We start from the raw sequence: 344 nt of genomic DNA, 5'->3' as shown, positions 1-344 counted from the left end.
GACTAATAACTGGGGTGAAGTCGTAACAAGGTATCCCTACGAGAACGTGGGGATGGATCACCTCCTTTCTAAGGATAAAAGTAAGGGTCTGTGTGTTATTCGATTCTTGATTCGATCGGTTCTGATAATTAAATAGTAGTAATTAGATAAAAAGACATGGGACCATAGCTCAGCTGGTTAGAGCGCACGCCTGATAAGCGTGAGGTCGGTGGTTCGAGTCCACTTGGTCCCACTGTCTGGTGCTGATGCGGCTATGGGTAACACCCGTTCCCATCCCGAACACGACGGTTAAGACGTAGCCGGCCGAAAATACTACATTGGTAACGATGTGGGAACATAGGTGG

Annotated in this window: 1 tRNA gene and 2 rRNA genes; all 3 read left to right on the top strand. The window is 47.7% G+C overall.

Annotated features, from left to right (window positions below):
- Nucleotides 1-68, top strand: a 16S ribosomal RNA gene (locus ACTNEN_RS13405); the annotation flags it as partial.
- Nucleotides 69-158: 90 nt separating this feature from the next.
- Nucleotides 159-232: transfer RNA gene (locus ACTNEN_RS13400), tRNA-Ile, on the top strand.
- A 3-nt stretch (nucleotides 233-235) separates the two neighbouring features.
- Nucleotides 236-344, top strand: a 5S ribosomal RNA gene (gene rrf, locus ACTNEN_RS13395); the annotation flags it as partial.

The organism is Oribacterium sp. HCP28S3_H8 (assembly GCF_052064775.1).
GTDB lineage: Bacteria > Bacillota > Clostridia > Lachnospirales > Lachnospiraceae > Oribacterium.
The sequence above is the reverse complement of the archived record's forward strand: the minus strand, read 5'-3'. Positions and strand labels throughout refer to the sequence as shown.